Source organism: Aeromonas enteropelogenes (assembly GCF_020097295.1).
Lineage (GTDB): Bacteria > Pseudomonadota > Gammaproteobacteria > Enterobacterales > Aeromonadaceae > Aeromonas > Aeromonas enteropelogenes.
In genome coordinates, this window is record NZ_CP083625.1 from 1,951,045 (window position 1) to 1,977,765 (window position 26,721).

General features: G+C 61.6%; 29 protein-coding genes. 16 read left to right on the plus strand and 13 right to left on the minus strand.

Annotated features, from left to right (window positions below; genetic code table 11):
* Positions 1-47 precede the first annotated feature (47 nt).
* A complete protein-coding gene (locus tag LA321_RS09165; RefSeq protein ID WP_042070444.1) occupies positions 48-2,477 on the minus strand; it encodes a zinc/cadmium/mercury/lead-transporting ATPase in 2,430 nt (809 codons plus the stop codon).
* A gap of 245 nt (positions 2,478-2,722) precedes the next feature.
* Here LA321_RS09165 and tpx point away from each other — a divergent pair, with 245 nt between their 5' ends.
* On the plus strand, positions 2,723-3,223 hold the full coding sequence (gene tpx / locus LA321_RS09170) for a thiol peroxidase (RefSeq protein ID WP_042070443.1): 501 nt from the start codon (positions 2,723-2,725) through the stop codon (positions 3,221-3,223).
* 168 nt (positions 3,224-3,391) lie between these two features.
* Positions 3,392-4,621: a DEAD/DEAH box helicase gene (locus LA321_RS09175; protein WP_042070442.1), complete on the plus strand. Its 1,230-nt coding sequence runs from the start codon at positions 3,392-3,394 to the stop codon at positions 4,619-4,621.
* A gap of 3 nt (positions 4,622-4,624) precedes the next feature.
* Here the strand turns inward: LA321_RS09175 and LA321_RS09180 are convergent, their stop codons facing one another.
* The 3 genes from LA321_RS09180 to LA321_RS09190 all read right to left on the minus strand — a co-directional run bounded on the left by LA321_RS09180 (position 4,625) and on the right by LA321_RS09190 (position 6,320).
* Positions 4,625-5,452, minus strand: a complete 828-nt coding sequence (locus LA321_RS09180) for a CPBP family intramembrane glutamic endopeptidase (RefSeq protein ID WP_042070441.1) — start codon at positions 5,450-5,452, stop codon at positions 4,625-4,627.
* A 152-nt stretch (positions 5,453-5,604) separates the two neighbouring features.
* The gene (locus tag LA321_RS09185; protein ID WP_026457862.1) at positions 5,605-5,895 is read right to left on the minus strand and encodes a hypothetical protein; all 291 of its coding nucleotides are present in this window, start codon (positions 5,893-5,895) and stop codon (positions 5,605-5,607) included.
* Between the two features lie 50 nt (positions 5,896-5,945).
* Entirely contained in the window at positions 5,946-6,320 is a 375-nt protein-coding gene (locus LA321_RS09190) for a YacL family protein (protein ID WP_026457863.1), read from the minus strand.
* Positions 6,321-6,517: 197 nt separating this feature from the next.
* Between LA321_RS09190 and LA321_RS09195 the strand changes: the two genes are divergently transcribed.
* The 7 genes from LA321_RS09195 (at position 6,518) to LA321_RS09225 (ending at position 13,916) form a co-directional block, all read left to right on the plus strand.
* A complete protein-coding gene (locus LA321_RS09195) occupies positions 6,518-7,633 on the plus strand; it encodes a sugar diacid recognition domain-containing protein (RefSeq protein WP_042026663.1) in 1,116 nt (371 codons plus the stop codon).
* Positions 7,634-7,752: 119 nt separating this feature from the next.
* The gene (locus LA321_RS09200; RefSeq protein WP_042026662.1) at positions 7,753-9,015 is read left to right on the plus strand and encodes a GntP family permease; all 1,263 of its coding nucleotides are present in this window, start codon (positions 7,753-7,755) and stop codon (positions 9,013-9,015) included.
* Positions 9,016-9,024: 9 nt separating this feature from the next.
* The gene (locus LA321_RS09205) at positions 9,025-10,158 is read left to right on the plus strand and encodes a glycerate kinase (protein WP_042070439.1); all 1,134 of its coding nucleotides are present in this window, start codon (positions 9,025-9,027) and stop codon (positions 10,156-10,158) included.
* Between the two features lie 213 nt (positions 10,159-10,371).
* The gene (locus LA321_RS09210) at positions 10,372-10,935 is read left to right on the plus strand and encodes an NnrU family protein (RefSeq protein ID WP_042070438.1); all 564 of its coding nucleotides are present in this window, start codon (positions 10,372-10,374) and stop codon (positions 10,933-10,935) included.
* A gap of 46 nt (positions 10,936-10,981) precedes the next feature.
* Positions 10,982-11,518: a glutathione peroxidase gene (locus LA321_RS09215; RefSeq protein WP_042070543.1), complete on the plus strand. Its 537-nt coding sequence runs from the start codon at positions 10,982-10,984 to the stop codon at positions 11,516-11,518.
* Positions 11,519-11,601: 83 nt separating this feature from the next.
* Positions 11,602-12,537 carry a LysR family transcriptional regulator gene (locus LA321_RS09220; RefSeq protein ID WP_042070437.1) on the plus strand — a complete coding sequence of 312 codons (936 nt, stop codon included), beginning with the start codon at positions 11,602-11,604 and terminating at the stop codon, positions 12,535-12,537.
* A 182-nt stretch (positions 12,538-12,719) separates the two neighbouring features.
* Complete coding sequence (locus tag LA321_RS09225) at positions 12,720-13,916, plus strand: NupC/NupG family nucleoside CNT transporter (protein WP_026457680.1); 1,197 nt, start codon at positions 12,720-12,722, stop codon at positions 13,914-13,916.
* 105 nt (positions 13,917-14,021) lie between these two features.
* Here LA321_RS09225 and LA321_RS09230 read toward each other — a convergent pair whose 3' ends face one another.
* The 5 genes from LA321_RS09230 to LA321_RS09250 are packed head-to-tail and all read right to left on the minus strand — an operon-like array spanning position 14,022 to position 16,916.
* Positions 14,022-14,441 (minus strand): DUF4426 domain-containing protein, encoded by a 420-nt coding sequence (locus tag LA321_RS09230; RefSeq protein WP_026457681.1) that lies wholly within the window; start codon positions 14,439-14,441, stop codon positions 14,022-14,024.
* Between the two features lie 36 nt (positions 14,442-14,477).
* Positions 14,478-14,771 carry a DUF167 family protein YggU gene (yggU, locus tag LA321_RS09235; protein WP_042070436.1) on the minus strand — a complete coding sequence of 98 codons (294 nt, stop codon included), beginning with the start codon at positions 14,769-14,771 and terminating at the stop codon, positions 14,478-14,480.
* The gene (locus LA321_RS09240; protein WP_026457844.1) at positions 14,771-15,322 is read right to left on the minus strand and encodes a YggT family protein; all 552 of its coding nucleotides are present in this window, start codon (positions 15,320-15,322) and stop codon (positions 14,771-14,773) included. The genes yggU and LA321_RS09240 overlap by 1 nt, the downstream gene beginning before the upstream one ends.
* 11 nt (positions 15,323-15,333) lie before the next feature.
* Positions 15,334-16,158 (minus strand): pyrroline-5-carboxylate reductase, encoded by an 825-nt coding sequence (gene proC, locus LA321_RS09245; protein ID WP_042070434.1) that lies wholly within the window; start codon positions 16,156-16,158, stop codon positions 15,334-15,336.
* Positions 16,159-16,214: 56 nt separating this feature from the next.
* Positions 16,215-16,916, minus strand: a complete 702-nt coding sequence (locus LA321_RS09250) for a YggS family pyridoxal phosphate-dependent enzyme (protein ID WP_042070432.1) — start codon at positions 16,914-16,916, stop codon at positions 16,215-16,217.
* 39 nt (positions 16,917-16,955) lie between these two features.
* Between LA321_RS09250 and tapT the strand changes: the two genes are divergently transcribed.
* From tapT to LA321_RS09270, 4 genes are all read left to right on the plus strand, one after another.
* Complete coding sequence (gene tapT, locus LA321_RS09255; protein WP_026457847.1) at positions 16,956-17,990, plus strand: type IVa pilus ATPase TapT; 1,035 nt, start codon at positions 16,956-16,958, stop codon at positions 17,988-17,990.
* Between the two features lie 28 nt (positions 17,991-18,018).
* Positions 18,019-19,128 carry a type IVa pilus ATPase TapU gene (tapU, locus tag LA321_RS09260; RefSeq protein WP_042070431.1) on the plus strand — a complete coding sequence of 370 codons (1,110 nt, stop codon included), beginning with the start codon at positions 18,019-18,021 and terminating at the stop codon, positions 19,126-19,128.
* Positions 19,129-19,171: 43 nt separating this feature from the next.
* The gene (gene yaaA / locus LA321_RS09265; RefSeq protein WP_042070430.1) at positions 19,172-19,945 is read left to right on the plus strand and encodes a peroxide stress protein YaaA; all 774 of its coding nucleotides are present in this window, start codon (positions 19,172-19,174) and stop codon (positions 19,943-19,945) included.
* A gap of 189 nt (positions 19,946-20,134) precedes the next feature.
* On the plus strand, positions 20,135-20,560 hold the full coding sequence (locus LA321_RS09270) for a hypothetical protein (protein WP_042026650.1): 426 nt from the start codon (positions 20,135-20,137) through the stop codon (positions 20,558-20,560).
* Positions 20,561-20,914: 354 nt separating this feature from the next.
* Here the strand turns inward: LA321_RS09270 and LA321_RS09275 are convergent, their stop codons facing one another.
* Complete coding sequence (locus LA321_RS09275; RefSeq protein WP_042070429.1) at positions 20,915-21,406, minus strand: methylated-DNA--[protein]-cysteine S-methyltransferase; 492 nt, start codon at positions 21,404-21,406, stop codon at positions 20,915-20,917.
* A 30-nt stretch (positions 21,407-21,436) separates the two neighbouring features.
* Entirely contained in the window at positions 21,437-21,853 is a 417-nt protein-coding gene (gene arfB, locus LA321_RS09280) for an alternative ribosome rescue aminoacyl-tRNA hydrolase ArfB (protein ID WP_026456194.1), read from the minus strand.
* A gap of 201 nt (positions 21,854-22,054) precedes the next feature.
* On the opposite strand from arfB, the gene glnK reads away from it, so the two are divergent.
* On the plus strand, positions 22,055-22,393 hold the full coding sequence (gene glnK, locus LA321_RS09285) for a P-II family nitrogen regulator (RefSeq protein ID WP_026456195.1): 339 nt from the start codon (positions 22,055-22,057) through the stop codon (positions 22,391-22,393).
* 130 nt (positions 22,394-22,523) lie between these two features.
* Here the strand turns inward: glnK and LA321_RS09290 are convergent, their stop codons facing one another.
* A complete protein-coding gene (locus tag LA321_RS09290) occupies positions 22,524-23,003 on the minus strand; it encodes a MarR family winged helix-turn-helix transcriptional regulator (RefSeq protein ID WP_042070428.1) in 480 nt (159 codons plus the stop codon).
* A 159-nt stretch (positions 23,004-23,162) separates the two neighbouring features.
* On the opposite strand from LA321_RS09290, the gene LA321_RS09295 reads away from it, so the two are divergent.
* Together LA321_RS09295 and LA321_RS09300 are read left to right on the plus strand one after the other, a co-directional pair.
* Positions 23,163-23,690, plus strand: a complete 528-nt coding sequence (locus LA321_RS09295; protein WP_042070426.1) for a hypothetical protein — start codon at positions 23,163-23,165, stop codon at positions 23,688-23,690.
* A gap of 9 nt (positions 23,691-23,699) precedes the next feature.
* Positions 23,700-25,298: a BCCT family transporter gene (locus LA321_RS09300; protein ID WP_042070425.1), complete on the plus strand. Its 1,599-nt coding sequence runs from the start codon at positions 23,700-23,702 to the stop codon at positions 25,296-25,298.
* 127 nt (positions 25,299-25,425) lie between these two features.
* Here LA321_RS09300 and LA321_RS09305 read toward each other — a convergent pair whose 3' ends face one another.
* Positions 25,426-26,664, minus strand: coding sequence for a multifunctional CCA addition/repair protein (locus LA321_RS09305; RefSeq protein WP_042070542.1), 1,239 nt, complete (start codon positions 26,662-26,664; stop codon positions 25,426-25,428).
* Between the last annotated feature and the right edge of the window lie 57 nt (positions 26,665-26,721).

Genomic DNA, 26,721 nt, shown 5'->3' on the forward strand with positions numbered 1-26,721 from the left:
CCTGTCGGGGGCGGCTTGTGGATGTGGCGATTAATGCCTTGACGGGATCAGCGCTTGCGCAGCAGACGCAGGGCGTTGGCGGTGACCAGCGCGGTAGCGCCGGTGTCAGCCAGCACCGCGATCCAGAGCCCGGTGATGCCGAGCAGGCTGGTAACCAGGAAGATGGCCTTGAGCCCGAGCGACAGGGCGATATTCTGGTGGATGATGGCCAGCGCCGCACGGGAGAGGCGGATCATGGCGGCGATGCCACCGAGCTGGTTGTGAGTCAGCGCGGCGTCGGCGGTCTCCAGCGCCACGTCGGTACCGCCCCCCATGGCGATGCCGATGCTGGCGCGCTTCATGGCGGGAGCATCGTTGATGCCATCTCCTATCATGGCGACCTTCTGTCGGGTGGCCTGCTTGGCTATTTCCTGCACCTTGTCTTCCGGCAGCAGACCGGCGCGCCAGTCCATGCCGAGCTCGCCGGCAATGGCCTCGGCGGCGCGCGGGTTGTCCCCGGTCAGCATGATGCCCTGCAGCCCCAGTACCCTGAGCTCCTGCAGCGCCGCCGCCGCATCCGGCCTGATCTGATCCCGCAGGGCCAGCAGGGCAACCGGTGTGGTCGCATCGTCACGGGTCTGGCAGAGCACCACCACCGTCTTGCCTTGCTGCTCCAGTGTGGCGATCCTTTCGTTCTGCTCGCGGCTCAGGGTGGCCACCCGGCTCGGTGCCAGCAGTTGCCAGAGGGTGCCGTCGATGCGCCCTTCAACTCCCATGCCTGGCAGGGCGCGCAGATCCCGGGCTGCCGCCAGAGTCAGCGCCTGTTCACTGGCCGCCGTCACCACGGCCTTGGCCAGCGGATGATGGGACCCCTGTTCGATGGCCGCCGCCAGCGCCAGCAGCTCGCTCTCGGCCTGGCCATTGAGGCTCACCAGCTCGGTCAGTTGCGGCTTGCCCAGGGTCAGGGTGCCGGTCTTGTCGAAGGAGACGGTATCGATATGGGCCAGCCGCTCCAGCGCCGCCCCCCCCTTGATCAGGGCTCCCTGCCGGGTCGCGGCCGCCAGAGCGGAGGTGACTGCCGCCGGGGTGGAGATCACCAGGGCGCAGGGGCAACCGATGAGCAGCAGTGCCAGCCCGCGATAGACCCACTCGTCCCATGGCTGGCCATAGGCGAGGGGAGGGATGATCACCACCAGCAGGGCGACCAGCATGATGGCCGGGGTGTACCAGCGGCTGAAACGGTCGATGAAGCGCTCGATGGGGGCGCGCTGGCTCTCTGCCTCCTCGATGAGGTGCAGAATGCGGTCGATGGCGTTGTTGCCCGGTTCCGAAACCACCTCGAGACGCACCACCCGATCTGCCGCCAGACTACCGGCGGGCACTTTTTCCCCCTTGCTGCGCTCTACCGGAATGGATTCCCCGGTCAGGGCGCTTTCGTCGAAGGTGCCAAGGTCGTCGAGCAATCTGGCATCCGCGGGCAAACGGGCTCCGGGAGAAATTTCGATGATGTCGCCGGGGCGAAGATCTTCGGCCGCCACCTCTTCCCGGATCTCACCTTGTGGCTGACCCTGTAAACCGGTGCGGATGCGCACCGCCTTGTCAGGCACCAGCGCCATCAGGGCTGTGACCCCGGCACGGGCGCGGGCTGCGGCGTAGGACTCCAGATGCTCGCCCAGCATAAACAACAGCAGCACCATGGCGGCTTCGGCGGTTTCGCCGAGGAACAGGGCGCCAACGGCGGCGACCGTCATCAGGGTCTCGATGGCGAAGGGGGAGCCGCTCCTGGTCAATGACCAGGCCTTGCGGGAGATGGGCCACAGTCCCCACAGGGTGGCCAGGGTAAAGAGAGGCTGACCGAATTCGTCCGGCAGCAGGGCTGCTACCAGCATCAGGCTGGCCAGCGACAGGGGTTGCCAATATTTGCCGAGCAGGGTCATCAGGGGGCCGCGGCTCTTCTCCTCTTGTTGCCTGGCCTGGGTGGCATCCCTGAGCTGGAAACCGGCGGCCAGCACGGCGGCGGTGACGGGATCGGGGGAGAGGCCGGGGGCCAGATCCACCACCAGTTTTTCGGTGGCAAAGAGTACGCGGGCCTGCTGCACCCCCTCGACCCGACCGACGGCTGTCTCTATCTTGCGGGCACAGCTGGGGCAGTCCATCCCCAGTACCTGCCAGCTGTGGCGCTGGCAGTCACCGACGGGCTCGCCCGAGTCGGTAGCCTCGCCGTGTTCATGATGCTCATGGTCATGATCATGGGATGAGGGCTGGCTACAGCAACCCTGGCCGTGACAGCTCCCTTGAGGAGGTTCGGCCTCGTCCGGTGACTCGCCGGTCGGGTGCGCCTGATGCTCGTGGGCGGCCTTGCCGGAGCAACTGCTGGCGGGCGCCACGTTGTCGCAGCAGTGGCTGTCGTGCCGATGTTCAGATTGGCCACTGGTCGTCTTGCTGACGGCCTTGATGGGAGAGGTAGCATGCTGATAGCTGCAGCAGGATTTGCTCATACAGGGTTCCTCTTGGCGGGAGCTCGCCCCAGCGGGCTCCTTGATGACTGGATTCAGTGTAAACCTTGGTGTTATATCCAAGGTCAATCCCCCTTTATTCTTCAGTCAGTTTCTGGCGGCAGTTTGTCGGCCCGGTACCTAGGCAAGAGTTCCCGATATCCCTGATGTTGGCGGGTGTTTGTCGGGCCCTCGCCCGCCTATACTGGCTATCCGGATAGTTACAACACCCATAAAGGACATAACACATGAGCCGTTCAGTCACTCTGCAAGGCAACCCCGTCGCCGTCTCCGGTCACTTCCCGGTTGCCGGTGAGCAGGCCAAGCCCTTCTCCCTGGTGGCCAAGGATCTCTCCGATGTGACCCTGGCGAACTTCGCCGGTCAGCGCAAGATCCTGAACATCTTTCCGAGCGTTGACACTCCGACCTGCGCCACCTCGGTACGCAAGTTCAACGAGCAAGCCAGCGCCCTGGACAATACCGTGGTGCTCTGCATCTCCGCCGATCTGCCGTTCGCCCAGTCCCGCTTCTGCGGCGCCGAAGGGCTGGACAAGGTGGTAACCCTCTCCACCCTGCGTGGTGCCGCCTTTATGGAAGATTACGGCGTGGCCTTCTCCTCCGGCCCGCTGGTGGGGCTGACTGCCCGCGCCATCGTGGTGCTGGATGCAGACAACAAGGTGCTGCACAGCGAGCTGGTGGCCGAAGTCGCCGACGAGCCGAACTACGCCGCTGCCCTGGCCGCCCTGTAATTCGACGTTCGTTCTGATGGCCCGACGGCCTGCCCTGTCTGCTGACAGGGCAGGCCGTTATTTTTATGGTCGGCTGCGGCGCCAGGGCGCCTGCACGGCGACCTTTCTTTTACTTCTCCCTTTGCGCTGGCTAGACTTCGCCTCCCACTTCTTCAACGACGTAGCGCCATGACTTTTCGCGAACTTGCCCTTCATCCTGCTCTGCTGGCCGCCCTGCCTGAACAGCTGCACACCCCGACCCGCATTCAGCAACTGACCATTCCGGCGGCGCTGGCGGGGCGGGATCTGCTGGCGCTGGCTCGTACCGGCAGCGGCAAGACAATGGCGTTCGGTCTGCCGCTGTTGCAGCGGCTGGACCCCGCCGCCAGCCAGGTGCAGGGGTTGGTGCTGGTGCCGACTCGCGAGCTGGCCGCCCAGGTGAGCGTTGCACTGGCAGGGGTTGCCGGGGCACTGGGCGTGCGCATGGTGACATTGTGCGGCGGAGTGGCGCAGGAGCTGCAACAGAGCGAACTGGCGCAGGGGCCGCAACTGCTGGTGGCGACGCCGGGGCGGCTGCGGGATCTGCTAAACCAGCAGCTGTTGGAGCTTGATGGCTTGCGTACCCTGGTGCTGGATGAGGCGGATCGCCTGCTGGAGATGGGCTTTTGGCCCGATATCCGGATGATCCTGGGGTTGACTCCTGCCACTCGCCAGACCCTGCTCTTCTCTGCCACCCTGCCTGCCGAGCTGGACGGGCTGGCCAGCGGCCTGCTGACGGATCCGCTGCGAGTCGAGGCGGATCCGCTCAACAGCGTGGCGAGCGATATCGAGGAGCGGCTCTATCTGGTCAACAAGAGCAGCAAGGTACCGGCGCTCATCAAGCTGCTCGGGGAGGAGGCGTGGCCTCAGGTGCTGGTGTTTATCAGCGCGCGGGACGATGCGGACGGGGTTGCCCGCAAGCTTGCCAAGGCGGGCATCGCGGTGGCTGCCCTCCATGGCGAGAAGGAGCAGGCGCAGCGAGAACAGGCGTTGGCCGACTTTAAAGCGGGCAAGGTGCGGGTGCTGGTGGCCACCGACCTGATGGCGCGCGGCATCCATGTGGAGGCGCTGCCCGTGGTGATCAACCTGGATCTGCCCGCCAGCGCTCCCGTCTATGTGCATCGTATCGGGCGCACCGCCCGGGCCGGGCGCAGCGGTCTGGCCATCTCGCTCACCTGCCACGGCGAAGCCGAAACCTTGGCCGCGATCCGAACCCTCACCGGGCGCGAGCTGCCACTGGCCGAGCTCGGCGATTTCCCGGTGACCGACAAGCCCGCAAGCGGCGAGGGCAAGCGGGCACCGCGGGACAAGCAGGCCAATCGCCGTACCCAGGCCAAGCGCAGCATCAAGCAGTTCAGGGGCAAGTCCCCGCGCGGCTGAGGTTCAGCGGGCCAGCGGGTAGGTAAACAGGGCCAGGTGGGCGAAGTTCAGTAGAAAGTGGACGACGATGGCGGCACTCAGACGCCCGCTGAAATGGAACGCCAGCCCGTAACAGGCCCCCGCCAGGGCGGCAAACAGTACCAGCAACGGGCCACCGGCCAGGTGTGCTGCCCCGAACAACAGGCTGGCCACCAGAATGCCCAGCCAGAGCCGACCGCGCCGGGCGATCTCCTGCTGGATCACGCCGCGAAACAGCGCCTCTTCCGCTACGCAGGTGAACAGCAGATTGTTGAAGGCAAACAGCCACCACCAGTGAGGCAGCCCCACCTCGGGCCTCAGTGCTCCCAGCTGCCAGGCGCAGATCAGCAGCGCCGCCAGCGGCAACAGCAGCAGGGCGAGCGCGCGCCAGCGGATGGCGCCGCCCGGGCCCAGCAAACCGGGCCAGGCCAGCAGCAGGCCGAAGAAGACCAGCGGCTTGTCCAGATTGAGATACATGTTGAACGGCACACTGTCCGGCCCGGCCAGCACCTGGTCCAGCACCTTGAGATTGTGAAAGCCTGGGATGAGGTGCAGCATCAGGGCGATGGCCCACAACAGCACCAGCCCTTGCGCACCATTTCGCCAGGGGGTGGGCAGAGTCGGGGTGCGCCAGGCCAGCAGCAATCCAGCCAGGCTGGCCAGCAGGGCGACGGGGGTGATACGTTCCAGCCAGAGCGCCAGCAGCAGGGAGATGCCCAGCAGGATCAGACCGGGCAAGCGTTGGCGGGCGAGACAGAGCAGCACGGCCAGCGCCAGCGCAGCCCAGATGAGGGAGTCGGGTAGGGGCAAAATTGAATCTCCTTGGCAGCGGAAGGTCGCACCTTAACAACGGGGTCTCCCGTGACACAAGGCTCAATAAGCTGGTCGGATCCCCATCCGCCACGGCTGCGCCAACATAAAAAAAGCCGGAGCATGGGCTCCGGCTTTTGGCATTCAGGGGGTTATCAACGGCCGGATTCGGCGATCACGCGGGCGATGATGTCGGCACGGGCGTTGGCGTCCAGCTCGCCCAGGGCGATGAGGCCGGCCTTGAAGATCACGTTCTTCGGCAGGCTCACGTCATCCAGGGTGGTGATGGCTTCGACGTGCAGACCGTTCAGGCGGCTGGCATCGCGCGGGCTCAGGTTGACCTGGGTGTTGAGCACCTGTTTGCCCTTCTTCTTGGGCTGGGCGGGTTTCTTCGGTTGATCCAGCTCGTCTTCCGGCAGTTCGTCATCAAAATCGTAAATAGACATAGTCAATCCTGTTGGTTAGGCAGAGGGCATGCTTGCCCGAAATGGGGTGATCAGCCCATATCCTCGTTGCGGATAAAGGCGCGCCAGGAGACCAGCACCTGGGCAAAATCTTCCAGCCCGCACATGGCCAGCTGTTCATCATCGTAGTAGGCGAGATCGTCGAGATCCTCGTCCAGCTCGATATTGAGGGCGTTGGCTTTCACCTCGGCCTCTTCGTGGGTCAGCAGCAGGGAGTAGTCGCCGCCAAGCAGCCGGTACTCGGTGCGGGTGCGGTTGGAGAGCTGATCGATGATGGCAAACAGTTCGTCGATCTTCTCTTCATCCTTGCCCACTTCGTCGATCAGCCACTGACCGATGGCCTCGTGGCCCATGGAGAACCGGGCGCGATAGCCACCGAACGGATCGCGGCGAAATTCATAATCCATAGCAGAGTCCATATCTCGGAGGGATGGGCCGGCCCGGGCAGAGGTGAAAGCACCAAATTCCTGCTCCATGGCGGGGCACACATCGGGTAAAGTGGCCTATTCTAGCGATCCCCCTCTCGCTTGTCTTGATGATGTGGCATCTTTGCCTTCCCGCTGCGGGTTGGCGGGCCACCAGTCGTCCCTTGTCCGGAGATGTTATGCAGCTAAATGACACACTCGCGCAGCAGATTGTCAGTCGGGCGATGAAGATCCTTTCGTTCTCGGTCAACGTGATGGATGAACACGGACTCATCATTGCCTCAGGTAATCCGGAGCGGCTCCATCAGCGTCACGAGGGGGCCGTGCTGGCGCTGGCCGAGAACCGGGTGGTGGAGATCAGCGAAGCCACCGCCCGCGAGTTGAAAGGGGTGCGCCCCGGCATCAACCTGCCTATCGCCTATCAGGGGGAGCTGCTGGGGGTCATCGGCATCTCTGGCGATCCGGACATCGTTCGTGCTTACGCCGAGCTGGTGCGGATGACCGCCGAACTCATTCTGGAGCAGGCGGCGCTCACCGAGCAGTTGCAGTGGGACAAGCGCCACAAGGAAGAGCTGGTGCTGCAGCTGATCCGGGGGGAGGGCAAGGTCGACCAGCTACTGCAGGCGGCCCGCTTCCTCGGACTGGATCTGGCCCAGCCCAGAGTGGTAGCGGTACTGGCGTTGGAGGAGGCGGATCCGGCCCGCTTGCGGGAGCTGGTCCATCAGCTGGAACATCCGGAGCGGGACAATCTGGTGGCCATCCATGGGCTGGACGAGATAGTAGTGCTCAAACCGGCCCAGATCGTGGACGAGGTGTGGCAGTCGGAGCAGGAGCGGGGCCGCATCAAGCAGCTGCTGGCACGCATTCCCCACTTCAAGGTGCGCATCGCGGTGGGTGATTACTTCGCCGGGATCGACGGGCTGGCGCGCTCCTACCAGACGGCGCGGGACACCTTGCGCCGCGGCATGCGCCAAGCCCCCCGCAAGCAGGTCTATTTCTTCGAGGATTACCGGCTGCCGGTGCTGCTCGGCAGTCTGGCGGACTCCTGGCAGGCGGATCAGCTGCGCGCCCCCCTGCAGAAGCTGGCGCGAGAGGATGCAAAGGGAACGCTACTGAAAACCTTGCGCCAATATTTCTTGCAGGATTGTGATCTTCATCGCTGTGCCGAAATCCTGTTCATTCACCCCAATACGCTGCGCTATCGCATTGGCAAGATAGAGCAGATAACTGGCTTGAATTTCAACAAGTTAGATGACAAGTTTCTGCTCTATCTCGGGCTCAATCTCGACAACTGATTTGTTTAATGTGACAAATAAATCCTTTTCCAATAGCTGATATTTGTCTTTTTGAACAAAGCTTTCCGGTTTCGGATCACCATAATGGCCACCATTCACTCACATGCAAGGTGTCCGTCATGATCCCGGTTACTGCCCTTGGCGCCATCGCGGCGCTATCCATCGCCATCTTTCTCATCCTGAAGAAGGTTCCTCCCGCTTACGGCATGATCGTCGGCGCCCTGGCCGGTGGCCTGATCGGTGGCGCCGATCTGAGCCAGACTGTCGCCCTGATGATCGGCGGCGCCCAGGGGATCACCACCGCCGTGATGCGGATCCTGGCGGCAGGTGTGCTGGCGGGCGTGTTGATCGAATCGGGAGCGGCCACCACCATCGCCGAAACCATCGTCAAGAAGCTCGGTGAAACCCGTGCCCTGCTGGCGCTGGCGCTGGCCACCATGATCCTGACCGCAGTCGGCGTCTTCGTGGACGTGGCGGTCATTACTGTCGCCCCGATTGCCCTGGCCATCGCCCGTCGTGCCGACCTCTCCAAGGCGGCCATCCTGCTGGCGATGATCGGTGGTGGCAAGGCGGGTAACGTCATGTCACCCAACCCCAACGCCATCGCGGCGGCCGATGCCTTCCATCTGCCCCTCACCTCCGTCATGGCTGCCGGCATCATCCCGGGCCTGTTCGGTCTGGTGATGGCCTACTGGCTCGCCAAGCGTTTGAACAACAAGGGCAGCAAGGTTGCCGCCGACGAAGTGGTGAGCTTTGACGGGGTCAAGTTGCCCGGTTTTGCCGCCGCCATCAGCGCCCCTCTGGTTGCCATCCTGCTGCTGGCCCTGCGCCCGGTGGCCGGTATCGTGGTGGATCCGCTGATTGCCCTGCCCCTCGGTGGCCTGGTCGGCGCCCTGATGATGGGCAAGTTCACCAAGGTGAACCAGTTTGCAGTCTCGGGTCTGGCCCGTATGGCACCGGTGGCCATCATGCTGTTGGGTACAGGTACCCTGGCCGGCATCATCGCCAACTCCGGCCTGAAGGATGTGCTGATCAGCGGCCTGACCGCCTCCGGTCTGCCCTCCTACCTGCTGGCTCCCATCTCCGGTGCCCTGATGTCGCTGGCGACCGCCTCGACCACCGCCGGTACCGTGGTGGCTTCCAACGTCTTCAGCTCCACCCTGCTTGAACTGGGTGTCAGCGGTCTGGCTGGCGCCGCCATGATCCACGCCGGTGCCACCGTGTTTGACCACATGCCGCACGGCTCCTTCTTCCATGCGACCGGTGGCAGCGTCCACATGGGGGTGAGCGAGCGTCTCAAGCTGATCCCTTACGAAACTGCCGTCGGTCTGACCATTGCTACCGTCTCCACCCTGATGTTTGGCGTGTTTGGCCTCGCCTAAGGAATTGCTATGAAAATTGTGATCGCCCCCGATTCATTCAAGGAGAGCCTGAGCGCCATGGCGGTGGCCGATGCCATCGAGGCGGGTTTCAAGCAGGTGTTGCCAGAGGCCACCTACGTCAAATTGCCGATGGCCGATGGCGGTGAAGGCACGGTGCAATCCCTGGTGGATGCCACCGGGGGCCGCATCCTGCCGGTCGAGGTGACTGCACCGCTCGGCAACCGGGTGCAGGGTTTCCTCGGCCTGCTGGGGGACGGCAAGCGCGCCGTCATCGAGATGGCGGCCGCCTCCGGCCTGCACCTAGTGGAGCCGGAGCGGCGCAATCCGCTGCTGACCTCGAGCTTCGGTACCGGCGAGCTGATCCTGGCTGCGCTGGAGATGGGGGTGAGCCACCTCATCCTCGGCATCGGTGGCAGCGCCACCAATGATGGCGGTGCCGGCATGATCCAGGCGCTCGGCGGCAAGCTCTTGAAAGCGGATGGCACCCCCATCGCCCTGGGGGGCGCCGGTTTGAAGGATCTGGCCAGCATCGACCTGAGCACGCTGGACTCGCGTCTGGCCGGGTTGACCATAGAGGTGGCCTGCGACGTGAACAACCCGCTGTGTGGGCCCAAGGGGGCTTCCGCCGTGTTTGGTCCGCAGAAGGGGGCCACGCCGGCGATGGTGGCGCAGCTGGATGCCAACCTGGCCCACTATGCCGACTGCATCAAGCAAGCCCTCGGCAAGCAGGTGAAGGAGATCCCGGGGGCGGGCGCCGCCGGTGGCATGGGGGCCGCGTTGGTGGGCCTGCTCGGCGCCGAGCTCAAACCCGGCATCCAGATCGTCATCGAGGCGCTGAAACTGGCCGACGCGGTGGCCGATGCGGATCTCGTTATCACCGGCGAGGGGCGGATCGACAGCCAGACCATCCACGGCAAGACCCCCATCGGGGTGGCCCGCTGCGCCAAGCAGTTCGGCAAGCCGGTGATCGGGATCTCCGGCTGCCTCACCGATGATTGCGGTGTGGTGCATGAGCACGGGCTGGACGCGGTGTTTGCCGTGGTCAATCGCGCCATGTCCCTGCCGGAAGCCCTGGCGACCGCCAGCATCAATCTCGAGCTGACCGCTCGCAACGTGGCCGCCCTCTACCGGTTGCCGCGCTGATACTCCCGGGCCGATGCGCATGCATCGGCCCGATCTCGCCCCGTCAGGACGCCGCGCTCGGCTATCGAGATCATCGGGCGCCCTTGGCACCTCTTGGCCGATCCCCTGCGATCGGCATTTTTTATGGCGGTTCGTGGCGGGATGGCGCGGTTTTGATAGGCGCTCTCGCCCCTTTGCGGCATAGTTGTTCACAACAACGACAAGGAGAGAGCCATGATCCTGCTGACCCTGGGGGTGGCGCTGTTCACCCTCATCCATCTCTATCCCTGTTACGGCGCGGAGCACCGGCACCATCTGCGCGAACGGCTGGGGGAGAACCGCTACAAGGGGCTCTTCTCCCTGCTGGTGTTTATCGCCATCGCCTTCATCATCGCCGGATGGCGCGTGGCCAGCCCCTTGCCCCTCTACTTTCTGCCCGCCTGGGGGCCGCTGGCCATGATGGGGATGATGCCCATCGCCCTGATCCTGTTTTTCTCCGGTCAGGGACAAAACCATTTCCGGCGTTGGCTGGTGCATCCCCAACTGCTGGGCACCCTGATCTGGGCGCTGGCCCACCTGCTGGTCAACAGCGAGGCCCGCTCCCTGGTTCTGTTTGGCGGCATTGGCCTGTGGGCCCTGGTCAGCATCGTCTGGATTTCGTGGCGTGACTGGCAACAAGCGCCCCGTCCCGCCGCCAACTGGAAGGCGACCGGGATCAGCACGGGGGCCGGGCTGGTGGCGACGGCCCTGCTAATCTTCTGGGGACACGGCTGGCTGACCGGTATTGCGCTCCGCTGAGGGTGAACCGGGATGAATGTCAGACAACCCCCAAGGAGGTGCGATGATGAGATGGAGTGTTTTGTTGCTGTTGATGGTGAGCGGGATGGCTTCCGCAACCTGCCCGGATTATTTCAACGTGGAGATGCGGGAGCTCAATAGCACCCAACGCCACAACCTCTGCCAGTTGACCGAAGGCAAGGTGGTGCTGGTGGTCAATACCGCTTCCTACTGCGGCTATAGCGGCCAGTTTCGCGATCTGGAGAAGCTCTACCAGAACTACAAGGACAAGGGGCTGATTATTCTGGGGTTCCCCTCCAACGATTTCAGGCAGGAGGATGCCAGCGAGGGCAAGACCGCCGAGGTGTGCCGCCGCGACTATGGCGTTACCTTCCCCATGTTCAACCGGGTCGCGGTGCGGGGCTCCGATGCGGTGCCCCTGTATCGGGGGTTGACCGAGGCGGCCGACGGGGATGCGCCGAACTGGAATTTTCACAAGTATCTGCTGGGGCGCGACGGCAAGCTGATAGGGAGTTATGGCGCCAACCAGAATCCGGCCAGGGATCCCCTCAGGCGTCAGTTGGTGCAGGCACTGGGGAACTGAACCTACCCCTTGGCGGGTGGCTCTGGAATAATGGGCCCCTGCCTCCTCCAACTGGTTATCCCGTGCTGCAACGTCTTCCGCAAATGGTGATCTTCGATGCGCTGGTGCGCGAGCAGGGCATCTCTGCCGCCGCCCGGCGCCTTGGCGTCTCCAAATCCCATATCAGCAAGCAGCTGGCGCTGCTGGAAACCGCCCTCGGTGCCCAGCTGGTGCAGCGCACCACTCGTCGTTTCGCCCTGACCGAACTGGGTCAGGAGTATGCCCGCCATTGCCGCGCCCTGGTGGCGGTCGGACAGGAGGCGGAGTCGATGATCGCCGAGCGGCGCGGCAAGGTGAGCGGTGTGCTCCACCTCGGCGTCGGCCAGTCGTTCGGCCGGCTGCACGTCATCCCCCATCTGAAGGCGTTTCAGGATCGCTACCCTGAGCTGGAGCTGGAGGTTTCCCTGTTTGACCATAGAACCAATCTGGTGGATGAGGGGCTGGATCTCTGGATCACCACCTATGAGGACAAGCCGGAGGGGCTGGTGGGCCAGCGTCTGACCGATATCGGCTTCGTGCTGGCAGCCTCGCCGGATTATCTCTTGAGTCACGGCACGCCGCTGCACCCCAGAGATCTGGCCCAGCACAACTGCATCACCTACCAGAGTCGTGAGCGGCGCTATCACCAGTGGTCGTTCCGCCAGGGCAAGGAGCGCCAGACGGTGCAGGTGGCAGGCAACTATCGGGTCGACATGGCGGAGGCGGTGCGGGACGCGGCGCTGGCCGGACTCGGCATCGCCTATATCGCCAACTACTTGTTGGACAAGGAGTTGCAGTCCGGCCAGCTGCTCCCCCTGTTGCCAGAATGGCGACCGAACCAGCAGATGGCGGTCCATGCGGTTTATGCCAGACGCGAGCACCTGGACCCCAAGATCCGCCTCTTCATCGATTTCCTCAAGGAGTGCTTCGGCCAGCAACCCTATTGGGAGCAGCGGCTGGCCCCCTGGCTCGGGGGAAAATTGTCCGGCACAGAGGAATAATTGTTTCCATATAAAAACACTGGCTTTCTCGTGATACTAAAATCGAGTCAAATCAGCCAGTTGCCGCAACCGGTGTCGTGAAAACGTTTTTTCTAACAGAGCTGTAACCAAGTGGGCTTGCAGTGGCGGGGCGGTGGGCGCAGAATCCGCGCCCATCTTTTTGACCACCTGATGGAGTCCCTATGATTGCCCTGCTCGGCATCCTGAGTATTCTGGCCCTGGCCGTGCTCTGCTCTGATAATCGCCGCCGTATCCCATTGCGAACAGTGGGCCTCGCCCTCGCCCTGCAAGTCATGTTTGCCGCCCTGGTGCTCTGGTTGCCTGCCGGCCAGCATGTGCTGAACGGGGTCAGCGAGAGTGTCAGCAGTGTGATCAACTATGGTCAGGAAGGGATCGCCTTCGTGTTTGGCGATCTGGCCAGATTCAAGCTGGGCTTTATCTTCGCCTTCAACGTGCTGCCGATCATCATCTTCTTCTCCGCGGTGATCGCTATCCTCTACCACATCGGCGTGATGCCGCGTGTCATCGGCCTGCTTGGCGGCGTGCTGCAAAAGCTGCTGGGTACCGGCCGCGCCGAGAGCCTCTCCGCCACCGCCAACATCTTCGTCGGCATGGTGGAAGCGCCGCTGGTGGTCAAACCCTATCTCTCCAAGATGTCCGACTCCCAGTTCTTCGCGGTGATGAGCTGCGGCCTCGCCTCCGTGGCTGGCGGCACCCTGGTGGGCTACGCCAGCATCGGGGTCGAGCTGAAATACCTGATCGCAGCCGCTTTCATGTCCGCTCCTGCCGGTCTGGCCATGGCCAAGATCCTGGTGCCGCCTGCGGCCGATGAGCAGGATCACCATCAGGATGTCGAACTGCCTCGCGCCACCAACGTCATCGAAGCAGCGGCCGACGGCGCCATGGGCGGCCTCAATATCGCGGTCGCGGTCGGTGCCACCTTGCTGGCCTTCGTTGGTGTCATCGCCATGCTCAACGGTCTGCTGGGCTGGGCCGGTGATCTGGTGGGGCTGGATCTGAGCTTCCAGATCATCCTGGGCTGGTTGTTTGCCCCCGTCTCCTGGCTGATCGGTGTGCCCTGGGATCAGGCTCAGGCTGCTGGCGCCCTGATCGGCACCAAGATCGTGGTCAACGAGTTTGTCGCCTTTATCGCCCTGGTCCAGGATCAGAGCCTGAGCGAGTCGAGCAAGGCCATCGTCACCTTCGCCCTGTGCGGTTTCGCCAACATCTCCTCCATGGCGATCCTGATCGGCGGTCTGGGCTCCATGGTGCCGGAGCGCAAGGCTTTCATCGCCCGTTACGGCATGCGAGCCATCATGTCCGGCGTGCTGGCCAACCTGATGAGTGCCTCCCTGGCCGGACTGTTCCTCTCCCTGTAAGAGCAGGTTTCAATACGGGTATCAGCAGGGGCGCCACCAGGCGCCCCTGTTTTCATCCGGCGAAAAAAAGCCCCGGCCATGGTCGGGGCTTTTTGTGCGCTCGTATCAGTCGACGTAGAAGGTCTGCTGAAAGCTGAGGGTCTGTTGCTGCCCTGCGCCCATGATCTTCAGGGTGAACTGGTAGGTATCTTCGTTGCGGTAGGGGAGGGTGGCCAGATAGTAGATGGCGTTACCCTCCTTCACTTCCTGAAAGCTCAGGGTGCGGATGGTGCCGGTGAGGTTTTTCGCCTCGCCCGTGATGCCCACCGCCTGGGCTTTCCCCTGTTTGTCCAGTACCGAAATGTTGATGATGCCGTTGTAGCGGCTGCGCTCCAGCCCGTAGGTTTTGGCGACCTCGGGAGTGAGGAAGCTGGAGTTGAAGGCGCTGTAGTGCACCTGCCAGGGGCCCAGCTCCTTCATCTGTTCTGCCTTGAGCGGCAGTGTCATCAGCAGTGCCAGCAGGCAGCTTATCCAGGCTGTTTTCATGGTGTCGTCCCTCTCGTGTTCACTGTTGGCTCAAGTTCAAGTATCCAGCAAGGCGCTCACTTCCGGTGGCAATTGTTTGGGGGAGTCGATGGCCACCGTCTTGTGGCGACCCAGTCCCCCCCGCACTATGTTCACCTGCCCCTTGGCCACCCTGAACTGTTTGGCCAGAAACTTGATCAAATGGCTGTTGGCCTGGCCATCCACCGGCGGTGCCGTGATGGCCACTTTCAACTCTTCTCCGTGCAACCCGACGATCTGATCCCGACTCGCCTTGGGCTGGATCACCAGATGCAGTACCAGTTCATCCCCTTGTTGCTGGACGGCTGGCATCAAATCATCCACCACAGCTGACCGAACAGGTCACCCAGCAGGTAGTTGATGGCCTGCAGCCCGATGAAGGCGACCAGCACGGAGAGATCCAGCCCACCCAGGGCCGGCAGCACGCGGCGAATCGGGGCCAGGAAGGGTTCGGTCAGCTGGTGCATCACGTATTCGATGGGGTTGCGACCCTGGCTGACCCAGCTCAGGATGGCGCGGATCAGCAGGATCCAGAAGATCATCGAACCCGCTTTTTTCAGCACGGTCAGGGCGGCAAACAGGCTGATGCTGAGCCAGTCGGCCAGCAGCACGTTCATGCTCTTGAGCAGGGCCAGCTTGAGGAAAGCCACCGCCAGCGCCAGCAGCACGGAGGCCATATCGATGCCGCCAAAGCCCGGAATGATGCGACGCAGCGGCACCACCAGCGGGTTGGTCAGCTTGACCACCATCTGGCTCATGGGGTTGTAGAAGTCGGCACGGGCCCACTGCAGCCAGACCCGCAGCAGTACCACCATCAGGTAGAGATCGAAAACGGTATTAATCAGAAAGTAAGCGGTGTTCATCTGGGCTCCTGTTAGAAAAGGGTTTCCATTTCGGCGGCGCGGGCAACGGCTGCCTGCATGGCTTGAGCAGTCAGCGGCATCAGCCCCTGTTGCTGGAATGTCTTGATGGCCTCAGCCGTGGTGCCGCCCTTGCTGGTCACCTGTTCACGCAAGGTTGCGAGCGCGAGTGTTGGATTTTGTTCCACCATGGCGGCCGCGCCAAGGGCGGTCTGCTGTACCAGCAGACGGGCCTGCTCAGGGCGAAAGCCCATGGCTTCGGCCTCCTCGGCGATGGCCTGCATGAACAGGAAGAAGTAGGCGGGGGCGCTGCCAGCGGCGGCGATGACGCCATTGATACCGGACTCCTGCTCGACCCAGAGGGTCTTGCCGACGGCCTGCATCATCTGTTCGGCAAAGTCGCGATCCTCCTGGTCAACCGTATCGGGGGCGTAGAGGCCCGTCATGCCGAGCCCCAGCAGGGCAGGGGTGTTGGGCATGGTGCGGATGATGCGTGCATGGCCACCGGCCATCTCGCCAAGGCGCGCCACCTTGATGCCGGCGGCGATGGAGATGAGCAGCTTGCCGGACAAAGATCCCAGCTCACCGACCAGCGCCCCCAGCATGTCGGCCATCAGCTGCGGCTTGACCGCCAGCACGATGACCTCGGCATGGCGGGCGGCGTCGGCGTTGTCCTGGGTGACATGGATGCCGTAGTCGCTGGCCAGGGCCTCCAGCTTGGGTAGGCTGGGGTTGGCGGCGGTGATCTTCTCTGCCGGATAACCCGCCTTGACCAGACCGGCAATGATACTGCGGCTCATGTTGCCTGCGCCGATGAAGGCGATGGTTTTATGCTGCATCAAACGCTCCTGTTGATGGGATAGTTGCAAGAGGGGTCGTTGCAGCCCCTTCATGCTTATGAGTAGTCACGTGCGCCGAAGATGGCGGTGCCGACTCGCACCATGGTGCTGCCGTGGGTGATCGCCAGCTCGAGATCTTCCGTCATCCCCATCGAGAGGGTGTCGACGCTCGGGTATTGTCGCGCAAGCTCGGTGAACAGAGCCTGCATGCGAGTCATCTGGGCGGCCAGCACTGCCTCGTCACTGGTGTGCTCCGGGATGGCCATCAGGCCTCTGAGCACCAGTCGTTCGCATTGGGCAACCCGTTCGGCCAGCTGGAAAATCTCTTGTTCAGACGTTCCGGATTTGCTGCTCTCTCCGCTAATATTGATTTGCAGACAAACATTTAGCGGTGCCATCGTGGCCGGGCGTTGATTGTTAAGACGCTCGATCAGCTTGTCCCTGTCGACACTTTGTACCCAGTCGAACCGTTCGGCCACCAGCCTGGATTTGTTTGATTGCAAAGGGCCGATAAAGTGCCACTCTATGTCGGCATAGCTCTCTTGCTGGCGCAGGGTATCGATCTTGACCGCCGCTTCCTGGGCGTAGGACTCACCAAAACGGCGTTGACCCGCGGCATGAGCCGCCATGATCGCCTCAATGGGTTTGGTCTTGCTGACGGCAAGCAGGGGAATGCTTTCTGCATTGCGGCCTGCCCGCCCGGCGGCCTGGGCAATGCGCTCCTTTACCTGAAGCAGGTGCTGGGCAATCTGGTTCATATTTCGTAAGTGATCTTGTGATGGGAGAATGACAAATCTATGGATATCACAGAGTTATTGGCTTTCAGTGTAAAGCATAAAGCCTCGGATCTACACCTGTCGGCCGGGGTTCCCCCGATGATCAGGGTTGACGGGGAGGTTCGCAAGATCAATTTGCCCGCCCTGGAGCACAGGGAAGTGCACGCCCTCATCTATGACATCATGAACGACCACCAGCGCAAGGAGCTGGAGGAAAATTTCGAGGTCGACTTCTCGTTCGAGGTGCCCAATCTGGCGCGTTTCCGGGTCAACGCCTTCCAGCAGGCGCGTGGATCCGGCGCCGTGTTTCGCACCATCCCCAGCACGGTACTGAGCCTTGAGGATCTCGATGCCCCCGAGATATTTCGCAAGATTGCCGAATTCCCACGGGGTCTGGTGCTGGTGACGGGCCCTACCGGCTCGGGCAAATCCACCACCCTGGCTGCCATGGTCAACTACATCAATGAGAACTTCCATCACCACATCCTCACCATCGAGGATCCCATCGAATTCGTGCACGAGAACAAGCGCTGTCTGGTCAACCAGCGGGAAGTGCACCGCGATACCAAGAGTTTCAGCGCCGCCCTGCGTTCGGCCCTGCGTGAAGACCCGGACATCATTCTGGTGGGTGAGATGCGGGATCTCGAGACCATCCGACTCGCCATGACCGCGGCCGAGACCGGTCACCTTGTGTTCGGCACACTGCACACCTCGTCGGCGGCCAAGACCATAGACCGTATCATCGACGTCTTCCCCGGCGCGGAGAAGGACATGGTGCGCTCCATGCTGTCCGAATCCCTGCGGGCCGTCATCTCCCAGACCCTGCTCAAGCGGATCGGCGGCGGCCGGGTGGCGGCTCACGAGATCATGATGGGCATTCCGGCGGTGCGAAACCTCATTCGGGAAGACAAGATTGCCCAGCTCTACTCGGTGATCCAGACCGGGATGACCCACGGTATGCAGACCATGGATCAGAGCCTCAAACAGCTGGTCAGCCGGGGTGTGGTGGCGTCCCTCGATGCCAAGGCCAAGGCCGTCGATCCCAACAGCGTATAACAACAACGAATCCAGGGAAGGAGACATCATGAATCTGGATCAGATGCTGACCGAACTGGTCAGCCGCAAGGGCTCGGATCTGTTTGTGACCGTGGGCTCGCCCCCCACCCTCAAGGTCAATGGTCACCTGGTGGCACTGGGCAACGAGCCCCTCGACAAGAAGGAGGCGCTGACCCTGGTCAGGGAGACCCTCAGCTCGGACCATTTTGAACGCTACATCCGAACCAAGGAGGCCAACTACGCCATCCATCGCGAGGAGCTGGGCCGTTTTCGGGTCAGTGCCTTCTGGCAGCAAGAGCTGCCTGGCATGGTGCTGCGCCGCATCGAGACTCGCATTCCCACCTTCGATGATCTGAGCCTGCCTCCCATATTGCAGGACGTGGCGATGGCCAAGCGGGGACTGGTGTTGTTCGTCGGGGCCACGGGGGCGGGCAAGTCCACCACCCAGGCGGCCATGATCGGCTATCGCAACCAGCATGCGGATGGGCACATACTGACGGTGGAAGATCCGGTGGAGTTCGTGCACCAACACGGCCGCAGCCTGGTGACTCAGCGCGAGGTGGGGATAGACACCGAATCGTTCGACGTGGCGCTGAAGAGCTCTCTGCGCCAGGCGCCGGATGTGATCCTGATCGGCGAAATCCGCAGCCAGGAGACCATGGAGTTTGCCCTGCAGTTTGCCGAGACTGGTCACCTCTGTCTGGCAACTCTGCATGCCAACAACGCCAACCAGGCGCTGGATCGCATCCTGCATCTGGTCCCCCAGGAGAAACACCGCCAGTTTCTGTTCGATCTCTCGTTCAACCTGCGTGGCATCGTTGCCCAGCAACTGGTGCCCAGTATCGACGGACGGCGACGTTTTGCCGCCTTCGAGATCCTGCTCAACACCCCGCTCATCACCGACATCATCCGCAAGGGAGAGATGCACCGGCTCAAGGAAGTGATGACCAAATCCTCAGAGCTTGGCATGCAGACCTTCGATCAGGCGCTGTTTGCCCTGTTCTGTGCCGGCCAGATTGGCTACAGTGAGGCCCTCGCCCATGCCGACTCGGCCAATGACCTGCGACTGCTGATCAAGCTTTCGGGTCATGAACAGCTGGGGTCCGGCATGCTGGACAATGTGACGCTAGACGAATAACGGGACCGCCCGGGCGGGCGGTTCCTCGCCATAGAGGATCCTTATGCTGATTGTGGTATCTCCGGCCAAGACGCTGGATTACGAGTCACCCCTGGTGACGTCCCGTTTCACCCAACCCGAACTGCTGGATCACTCCGCCGAGCTGATCGCCCGGGCCCGCCAGTTGAGCCCGGATCAGATCGCCAGCCTGATGAAGATCAGCGACAAGTTGGCTGGTCTGAATGCCGCCCGTTTCGCCGAGTGGCAGCCGGCATTTACCCCGGACAATGCCCGTCAGGCCCTGCTGGCCTTCAAGGGGGATGTCTACACCGGGCTTGCGGTGGAAGATTTCAGTGACGAGGATTTCGAGTTTGCCCAGCAACATCTGCGCATGCTGTCCGGTCTCTACGGTGTGCTACGACCGCTCGATCTGATGATGGCCTACCGGCTGGAGATGGGGATTCGCCTCGATAATCCGCGCGGCAAGGATCTCTACCAGTTCTGGGGGGACATCATCACCGAACACCTGAACAAGGCGCTGGCAGCCCAAGGGGATGAGGTACTGGTGAACCTGGCTTCCGACGAGTATTTCAAATCCGTGCGTCCCAAGGCCCTGAAGGGGCGGATTGTCACTCCGGTATTCAAGGACGAGAAAAACGGTCAGTTCAAGATCATCAGCTTCTACGCCAAAAAGGCGCGGGGCATGATGGCCCGCCACATCATCAAGCACCGGCTCACCAAGGTGGAGCAGCTGACCGGGTTCAACGCCGATGGCTACTACTTCGTGCCGGAAGAGTCAGATGCCGCCACCCTGATGTTTAAACGTGCAGAAAATTAATTACAAAAAGAGGGAACCAATCTTCCTAGTGATGGGTCTGATTATATGAATCCTCTGTTGTAAGCACTTTTTTATTCGCCGACGTTTGATACGTCGGCTTTTTTATTGTCTATCAATTGCTTTCGGTGAACCCATGTGGTTCAGATAGACTCAAGAAAGGGTGTTGTCGTCACAAGCTGGAGGTGGATGATGGAACAGAAAAATGCCATTCGGCAGGTGGCCGTCCCTTGGGCGCCTTCCCGCCAGCTACCGCCAGGCCTGGTTGTCGCCGAGCTGCATCAGGATCTCTGGAGCGACTCCCTGACCATCATGCTGGGACGGGCTCGCAGCATAGATCTGCCGCCCCAGTTGCTGTGCCGGGTTCACTTTCGCCATATCTACGCCCTGAGGGTGATGGAGGATTGCGATCTGGCTGAGGGGAAGGATAGTCATGCCATCGAGGAGCAGATCCAGATCATCACGCCGTCCCGTTTTGCCAGCTGGTTTCATCAGGAATCCGATGGCTTGCATCTGGACGAGGACTTGCAGCACTACCGCATCTCGACCTGGGACTACTGCGCCGATGTGCTGACCTCCTCGGCGCCAGAGCTCTCTTTTCTTGCCCAGAGCGAATGATGGAAGTGTGATACCGGAGGCGAAGGGGTTCCTTCGCCTCGTTTTTTTGTGCCGACCGGCCAGCCAGTGGCGTGGATGCATGGCACAAAAAAAGCGCCTCAAAGGAGGCGCGGGGGAAAAAGACAGATTGGAAGCGTCACATGGGTGCTACTTGAATCGGCGATGAGCCATGCCAATCAAGTATGGGTTCATATTGCCAGGGGCTATCTGAAGTAGTGCTGAGATGATTCTTCATCCTCTGTTCATATTCTCGGCAACTATTTCCGGCCGCAGTGCCAGTCGCCAGCCAATGCCTTCGGGTATCCTGCCAGCCTGTTCCCATCTTCAGCCCGAGTCTCCATCAGCACGGTTTTGTCAGGGGAGTAACTCGAATGTTCCCGCCGTCTGTTCCAAAGCCAGTAACCAGCGTTTGATCGGGATGCCGCCGGCATAGCCGGTCAGATCGCCGCTGCGTCCGATCACCCGGTGGCAGGGGACTATGATGCTGAGAGGGTTGCGGCCATTGGCGGCGCCAACCGCCCGTACCGCCCTAGGATTGCCGATGGCGGTGGCGATATCGAGGTAACTGACGGTGTCGCCATAGGGTATGTCGCACAGTGCCTGCCACACCGCTTGCTGAAACTGTGTCCCCCTGGCTGCGAGTGGTAGATCGAACTGCTGCAGGCGACCTGCAAAGTATGCGGAAAACTGCTCTTTGTAGGGGGCGAGTGCGGCATCGTCCCGTTGCCACTCTGGCTGTGGCATGACGGGACGTTCGCCCTGGATGAACTCCACATGGCGCAGGCCATCATCGTCGATGGCGATGAGCAGGGGGCCGCGGGCGCTTTCGCAAAAACTGTATCTCATCTTCTTTCGCTCTCGCTGTGAAGGGGGGCATCACTCCAGTACCGGCTTGCCACGGGCTGACTTGATCTCCCCCTTGCGTTTCTTGGCATCGACCCGCTTGCGCTGGGAGCTGCGGGTCGGCTTGGTGGCATGGCGAGTCTTGGGGCGCCAGGCTGCTTTTTTCAGCAGTTCCACCAGGCGGTGCATCGCCTCCTTGCGGTTCATGTCCTGGCTGCGATGGGTCTCGACCCGGATCAGGATGAAGCCATCGTGGATCCGGCTGTCGCTCAGCTTGTCGAGCCCCTCTATGTAGAGCGGCGGCAGGCTCGGTGAGTGGCGGTAATCGAAGCGCAGCCAGACGGCGGAGTCGGTCTTGTTGACGTGTTGTCCGCCGGCTCCCTGGGCCCGCATGGTCTGGAATTGCAGCTCATGCCAGGGGAGGGTGACGCTATTGGAAATCACTAACATGCTGTGGTGCTCTTGTTTGGTGCAGGCGTGCAGGTCGCTGCACCTTGGTGCCTCATTATGGGGCGCGCAGATCGGTTACGGGGGCGGCTCAGGTCAAGGGGACTGCAATTAGACGCTATCTACATGAGATAACACAGTAAAAATTTTTGGCACAAGAATTGATTGCTGGTTCATGACACACCATGGATTGGGAGCAACCAGATGAAGCTGATTACTGCGATTATCAAACCATTCAAGTTGGACGATGTCCGTGAGGCGATTGCCAACCTGGGGGTGGAAGGGTTGACCGTGTCCGAGGTCAAGGGATTTGGCCGCCAGAAGGGACACACAGAATTATACCGGGGAGCCGAATATCAGGTCGACTTCCTGCCCAAGGTCAAGCTGGAGATCGCGACCGCCGACGACAACGTGGAGGGGGTGATCGAAGCCATTTGCAAGGCGGCTTATACCGGCAAGATCGGTGACGGCAAAATTTTTGTCTACGACCTGCTGCAGGCGGTGCGTATCCGGACCGGCGAAGGGGATGAAGAGGCGCTGTAATACTCCGCAGGATGGTAAAGGCTGGCCCCTGACCATCAGGGGACGGCGCATGGCCTCGTCATGAGGCCGCGCCGACCGCCTGCTTCGCTATCAACAATAAGGCCGGATGGCATGCCATCCGGCCTTATTGTCATGCCCGCTCTTCGGTGAGGGGTCTTACGCTCAGCACGGGGGCCGCATCTATTTCATCGGCATTCATCATCGACGAGATGCGCTGCAGGGAGGAGAGCAGCAGAGTCTGCTCCCAGGGCTCCAGTGCCTGAAAACGCTGGATGAAGCACTCCTGCAGCGGTTTGGGGGCCTGGTTCAGCAGGGCCCTGCCTGCGTCGGTCAGGGTGGCGTGCACCTTGCGCTTGTCAGTTTCGCTGCGAATGCGTTGCACCAGCTGGCGGTTCTCCAGTCGATCCATGATGGTGGTGGCCGTCGCCTGGCTCATGTTGGTGTGATTGGCCAGTTGGCGCATGGAGATCTGGCCAAGTTCGTCAATCCCTTTGAGCAACAGCAGTTGTGGTGACGTGAGACCCGCCTCCTTGATCAAGCGCTTGGAGTGCATGTCGATGGCACGAATGATCTGGCGCAGCGCTATCAGCACTTCATCATGTTTTTCCATGGGGAACCGGGTCGTCAGGAGGATTTAAGGGGGCAAATTCTGCTCTTGCCAGAGGAAAACGTCAATATGGTTACGACCCTAATGGTTTATGTTCAAAGTATTTTTGTGTTAGTTTAGCCCCCTCTTTGCAGAATTAGCGCTGACATTTGAGGAGTGAATATGACCAATGAACTGGATATCAAGACCCTGGTAAGTGGGTTGAAAGTGGTGCGTGTACGCTATGAATTGCCCGACACAGCGGCATTTGTACGCTACCAGCCCGCCTACGACGAAGACCCCAACAACCTGAAGGTCCATCACTATGATGGTGAGCTTCCCCTCTCTTGTAGTGAGACAGGTACTTTCAACCTAAAGGAGTTGGTCAACGAGTTGCGCTATGCCTATGTGCTGGTTCATCTCTTCCCCGATGAGAGTGCCATGAACTTCTACCTGACTGGCCTGGATACCGGTCTGGCGCAGCTGGAGTTCATCGGCGGCTCCTATGACTTCAACCGTCTCTGGATCACCAGCGGTATCTCCAACCTAGGCGTACCCATGGCCATCTTCCTTGGCAAGCGTCATGCAGTGAATGGCCAACCGTCGGTTTCCCTGGTGGATCATCGTGAACAGGCGGCCGGCAAGCTGGTCTATCGCGCCATCGGCGGTGCCGGCGAGCACGTTGGCGAAGACTTTTTCAACCACGACTAAGGAGGTTGGATGCGAGCAAGCAAAGGGCTGTTGAAAGGCCTCAATCCCACCATGGCCATGACGGCACTCACCGTCATCACCCTGTTTCTGTTGTTCGGGGTCTTTGTTCCCGATACGGCCGCAGCCTGGTTTACCGGCGCCAAGGATCAGATCATTGCCGGGTTCAAGTGGTACTACATTCTGGTGGTCGCCCTGTTCCTGTTCTTCGCTGTCTATCTGATGTTCAGCCGTTTTGGCAACATCCGGCTGGGTGACGACGACCAGGTACCGGAGTTCGGCTACTTTGCCTGGTTTTCCATGCTGTTCAGTGCAGGCATGGGGATTGGACTGGTGTTCTGGAGCATCGCCGAGCCCATGTATCACCTGCAGGACAACCCCTTCATCACCGAGGGAATGACTCCCGAGGCGGCTCAGGTCGCCATGCGCCTCACCTTCTTCCACTGGGGCCTGCACCCCTGGGCCATCTATGTGATCGTCGGTCTGTCGCTGGCCTTCTTCAGCTACCGCCGCAAGTTACCGCTGGCGATCCGTTCCGTGCTCTATCCCATTCTCGGTGATCGCATCTACGGTTTCTGGGGCCATGCCGCCGACGTGCTGGCGGTATTCGGCACAGTGTTCGGGGTGGCGACTTCCCTTGGTCTTGGCGTCTCCCAGATGAATACCGGCCTCAACCAGATGTTCGGGATGGAAGTCTCGCAGGCCAATCAGCTGTGGCTCATTGGCGGCATCAGCCTGGTGGCCACCCTGTCGGCCGTCTCCGGTGTGGGGCGCGGGGTCAAGTTGCTCTCCGAGCTCAACATCTGGCTGAGTGTTTTCATTCTCGGCCTCTTCCTGGTGCTGGGCCCGACCACCTATATTCTCAACGCCTATGTGCAGAATATCGGTGACTACCTGCAGAACATCATTCAGCTGAGCTTCTGGACCAACACCGAAGCCAATGGCACTTCGGCTTGGCAGTCGAGCTGGACCGCCTTCTATTGGGGGTGGTGGATCGCCTGGGCACCGTTTGTCGGCATGTTCATCGCCCGCATCTCCAAGGGCCGAACCATTCGCGAGTTCGTACTCGGCGTCCTGCTGGTGCCCTCCCTGCTCGGCATGCTGTGGCTCACCGTGTTTGGTGGCACCGCCATGAATCTGGAGCTGTTTGGCGATGGTGGCGTGGTGGCGGCCGTCAATCAGGACGTGACCCTGGCGCTTTACAAGACGGTGGATCTGCTGCACTGGGAGACCTTCGGCTGGATTGCCAAGGGGGTGCTGACCCTGCTGATCTGCACCTACTTCATCACCTCCAGTGACTCGGGCACCCTCGTCATCACGACTCTGCTCTCCATCGGGGATCAGGATCCTCCCGTGATGCACCGTGCCATCTGGGGGCTGGGCGAGGGCTTGGTAGCCGCCATCCTGCTGGTATCGGGCGGGCTGGCTGCCCTGCAGGCGGCCAGCATCATAGCCGCGCTGCCGTTCTCTGTGATCATGCTGGCCATGTGCTATTCGCTGATGCTGGGACTCAAGCAGGAGAGTCAGCGCCAGTTCGAGTATCGCCAAAACCTCAAGCGCCACGATGGCTCAACCCATATGAGCCTGCTGGACCGGATTGGCCCAGCCTGACGGGCGGACATGACAAAGGGGGCTCAGGCCCCCTTTGCATCGACAGCGGCCGTACCGACGATGTTTTCCCTGTGGGAATTTACCGTCGGTGCGACCGCTTTTTATTGGGTGGTTGTGGCCGGGAGCCTTACTCCTCGATAAAGGTCCACTCATCCTTGACCCGGCTGATAGCGTCGGTACGCCGCTTGGCCAGCTGGGCCCTGATCTCCTCTCCCTTGAAGCCTGCCGCAACAATCTCTTTCACCGGCACGGCTTGCGCGGCGGCCAGCGCCTCGGCCACATAATCCGGCTCGGCATAGACCCGCTCCTCGAAGCCGGTGCGACCGTGAAAATCGGCGCGGCAGGCATCGAGCAACTGGGCGAAACGTTCCGGTCTGCGCCAGGCATCGGCCTTGTCGAACACCTTGAGCAAGGTGGCGGGTTTGAGTTCAAACGCGATATGGATGTGGGTGTGCAGATCGCTTACCAGCAGCGCCAGATCCCGGCTCTCGTTGGGGATCCGAAAGCGCTGACAGAAGTCGCGGATGAGGGGCAGCCCCTTCTGGCCATGGCCGTGATGGCTCGGCCAGAACTCCTTGGGCGTCAGCCCCTTGCCAAAGTCGTGGCAGAGGGCGGCGAAGCGCACTGTCAGTTCGGGGGAGAGGCGACAGGCCTGAGCCAGCACCATCATGGTGTGGATGCCGGTGTCGATCTCCGGGTGCCACTTGGCGGGGGCGGGCACCCCGAACAGGGCGTCAAGTTCGGGGAACAGCGCCTTGAGGGCGCCGCACTCGCGCAATACCTCGAAAAACACCTGCGGTGTCGGGCCCAGCAACACCTTCTCCAGCTCCTTCCAGACCCGCTCCGGGGTGAGGTGGGCCAGCTCGCCTGCGGCCGTCATCTCGCTCATCAGAGCCAGGGTCTCGGGGGCAATCACGAATCCCTGGGCGTGGAAGCGGGCGGCAAATCGGGCCACCCGCAGGATGCGCAGGGGATCTTCGGCAAAGGCGGGGGAGACGTGGCGCAGCAGCCGATTTTCCAGATCCCGGATACCGCCGTAGGGATCGTGGAGCTGGCCCTCTTCATCCTCGGCGATGGCATTGATAGTGAGATCCCGGCGCAGCAGATCCTGCTCCAGGGTCACGTCGGGGGCCGCATGGCAGACGAAGCCGGTGTAGCCCTGGCCCTGCTTGCGCTCGGTCCGGGCCAGAGCGTACTCCTGCTGGGTCTTGGGGTGGAGAAACACGGGGAAGTCGCGACCAACCTGGGTAAACCCCAGCGCCAGCATCTGTTCCACGGTGGCGCCCACCACCAGATGATCCCTGTCGCCCTGCGCCAGTCCCAGCAGCCGATCCCGTACTGCCCCCCCAACCAGATAAGTCTGCAAACCCTGTACCTCTTCAGCAATGATGGGGCCGAGTATATCGTCTTTGCGGCGGCTTTG

Excerpts from the sequence above, each read along its gene's own strand:
- LA321_RS09165 (WP_042070444.1), bottom strand. The coding sequence starts at position 2,477 with ATGAGCAAATCCTGCTGCAGCTATCAGCATGCTACCTCTCCCATCAAG.
- tpx (WP_042070443.1), top strand. The coding sequence starts at position 2,723 with ATGAGCCGTTCAGTCACTCTGCAAGGCAACCCCGTCGCCGTCTCCGGT.
- LA321_RS09175 (WP_042070442.1), top strand. The coding sequence starts at position 3,392 with ATGACTTTTCGCGAACTTGCCCTTCATCCTGCTCTGCTGGCCGCCCTG.
- LA321_RS09185 (WP_026457862.1), bottom strand. The coding sequence starts at position 5,895 with ATGTCTATTTACGATTTTGATGACGAACTGCCGGAAGACGAGCTGGAT.
- LA321_RS09190 (WP_026457863.1), bottom strand. The coding sequence starts at position 6,320 with ATGGATTATGAATTTCGCCGCGATCCGTTCGGTGGCTATCGCGCCCGG.
- LA321_RS09195 (WP_042026663.1), top strand. The coding sequence starts at position 6,518 with ATGCAGCTAAATGACACACTCGCGCAGCAGATTGTCAGTCGGGCGATG.
- LA321_RS09200 (WP_042026662.1), top strand. The coding sequence starts at position 7,753 with ATGATCCCGGTTACTGCCCTTGGCGCCATCGCGGCGCTATCCATCGCC.
- LA321_RS09205 (WP_042070439.1), top strand. The coding sequence starts at position 9,025 with ATGAAAATTGTGATCGCCCCCGATTCATTCAAGGAGAGCCTGAGCGCC.
- LA321_RS09210 (WP_042070438.1), top strand. The coding sequence starts at position 10,372 with ATGATCCTGCTGACCCTGGGGGTGGCGCTGTTCACCCTCATCCATCTC.
- LA321_RS09215 (WP_042070543.1), top strand. The coding sequence starts at position 10,982 with ATGAGATGGAGTGTTTTGTTGCTGTTGATGGTGAGCGGGATGGCTTCC.
- LA321_RS09220 (WP_042070437.1), top strand. The coding sequence starts at position 11,602 with ATGGTGATCTTCGATGCGCTGGTGCGCGAGCAGGGCATCTCTGCCGCC.
- LA321_RS09225 (WP_026457680.1), top strand. The coding sequence starts at position 12,720 with ATGATTGCCCTGCTCGGCATCCTGAGTATTCTGGCCCTGGCCGTGCTC.
- LA321_RS09230 (WP_026457681.1), bottom strand. The coding sequence starts at position 14,441 with ATGAAAACAGCCTGGATAAGCTGCCTGCTGGCACTGCTGATGACACTG.
- yggU (WP_042070436.1), bottom strand. The coding sequence starts at position 14,771 with ATGCCAGCCGTCCAGCAACAAGGGGATGAACTGGTACTGCATCTGGTG.
- LA321_RS09240 (WP_026457844.1), bottom strand. The coding sequence starts at position 15,322 with ATGAACACCGCTTACTTTCTGATTAATACCGTTTTCGATCTCTACCTG.
- proC (WP_042070434.1), bottom strand. The coding sequence starts at position 16,158 with ATGCAGCATAAAACCATCGCCTTCATCGGCGCAGGCAACATGAGCCGC.
- LA321_RS09250 (WP_042070432.1), bottom strand. The coding sequence starts at position 16,916 with ATGAACCAGATTGCCCAGCACCTGCTTCAGGTAAAGGAGCGCATTGCC.
- tapT (WP_026457847.1), top strand. The coding sequence starts at position 16,956 with ATGGATATCACAGAGTTATTGGCTTTCAGTGTAAAGCATAAAGCCTCG.
- tapU (WP_042070431.1), top strand. The coding sequence starts at position 18,019 with ATGAATCTGGATCAGATGCTGACCGAACTGGTCAGCCGCAAGGGCTCG.
- yaaA (WP_042070430.1), top strand. The coding sequence starts at position 19,172 with ATGCTGATTGTGGTATCTCCGGCCAAGACGCTGGATTACGAGTCACCC.
- LA321_RS09270 (WP_042026650.1), top strand. The coding sequence starts at position 20,135 with ATGGAACAGAAAAATGCCATTCGGCAGGTGGCCGTCCCTTGGGCGCCT.
- LA321_RS09275 (WP_042070429.1), bottom strand. The coding sequence starts at position 21,406 with ATGAGATACAGTTTTTGCGAAAGCGCCCGCGGCCCCCTGCTCATCGCC.
- arfB (WP_026456194.1), bottom strand. The coding sequence starts at position 21,853 with ATGTTAGTGATTTCCAATAGCGTCACCCTCCCCTGGCATGAGCTGCAA.
- glnK (WP_026456195.1), top strand. The coding sequence starts at position 22,055 with ATGAAGCTGATTACTGCGATTATCAAACCATTCAAGTTGGACGATGTC.
- LA321_RS09290 (WP_042070428.1), bottom strand. The coding sequence starts at position 23,003 with ATGGAAAAACATGATGAAGTGCTGATAGCGCTGCGCCAGATCATTCGT.
- LA321_RS09295 (WP_042070426.1), top strand. The coding sequence starts at position 23,163 with ATGACCAATGAACTGGATATCAAGACCCTGGTAAGTGGGTTGAAAGTG.
- LA321_RS09300 (WP_042070425.1), top strand. The coding sequence starts at position 23,700 with ATGCGAGCAAGCAAAGGGCTGTTGAAAGGCCTCAATCCCACCATGGCC.